General features: G+C 38.5%; 1 protein-coding gene. It reads right to left on the bottom strand.

Annotated features, from left to right (window positions below; translation table 11 throughout):
- Positions 1-919, bottom strand: a 919-nt coding sequence (locus M3183_RS26510; RefSeq protein ID WP_311315414.1) for an IS3 family transposase, incomplete at its 3' end; no start/stop codon positions are given.
- Positions 920-999 lie beyond the last annotated feature (80 nt).

Here is a 999-nt window from a genome sequence, read left to right as displayed (position 1 = left end):
GCTGGGTGGTAAGAAGCCTGTATTGTACAGGGCTCTTACCACCCAGCTTTTCTTTAATTCGATAATTGTTGTAATCATTTATCCAATGTGCCGCAGCCTGAGCGACCTCCTCAAAGGAATTGTAATCGTGTTGATAGATTTTTTCACATTTCAGAAGGTGGAAGAAACTCTCCATTGCTGCATTATCAAGACAATTTCCTTTTCGCGACATACTTTGAAATACATGATGTTCCTTAAGTTCCCTTACCCAGCTATGATGTTGATATTGAAACCCCTGATCCGAATGGACAGTGGTTCGATAAGGAAGCCTAGGAAGTGCCTCAAGGGCTTCATGCAACGGTTTTAAAGCAAAACTTACAGTTGGATGGAGACTAATGTTAAAAGCCAAAATTTCACCAGAGTAAAGATCCATAACAGGCTCCAGATAACAGCGGTGTTCCGTGGACTTATCCCCCCAACGTAACTCTGTGACATCTACCGTAAGCTTTTGATATGGCCTATCTGTCTTAAACCGACGATGTAGACGATTGGGGGCAATTTTACCAACTGTCCCTTTATATGAGTTGTATTTCCGGCTTTTCTTGGTAAATGCTTGTGATTGTAAGTGCTGTTCCTGCATAATACGCTGGACCTTTTTATGGTTTACCTTCCACCCTCGATTTTTTAATTCAAGATGAACACGTCTATAACCATAAGCCGAATTATCCTTTTTGATAGCTTTTATTTCATTTATTAACTCTAGATTATTGTGTTTAGTTTCTTCATGATTTTGATAGTAAAAATACACACTTTTAGGGAGGCCAACGATTTTTAAAATCTCAGATAACCGATATTTTTCTCTTAATTCAGTGACTACTTTTGCTTGCTTTTGTCGGTATCCTTGGGTTCCTGAATTAAGGCTTCCAGCTTTTTTAGGTATTCATTTTCAATCCTTAACATACGATTTTCACGCTTCAATATTTCAAGTTCGGAGGATTCCTCTTTTTTCTTCTGTTGATG

It is taken from the genome of Neobacillus mesonae (assembly GCF_023715155.1).
Classification (GTDB): Bacteria; Bacillota; Bacilli; order Bacillales; family Cytobacillaceae; genus Neobacillus; species Neobacillus mesonae_A.
This window is presented reverse-complemented; position numbering and strand designations above follow the sequence as displayed.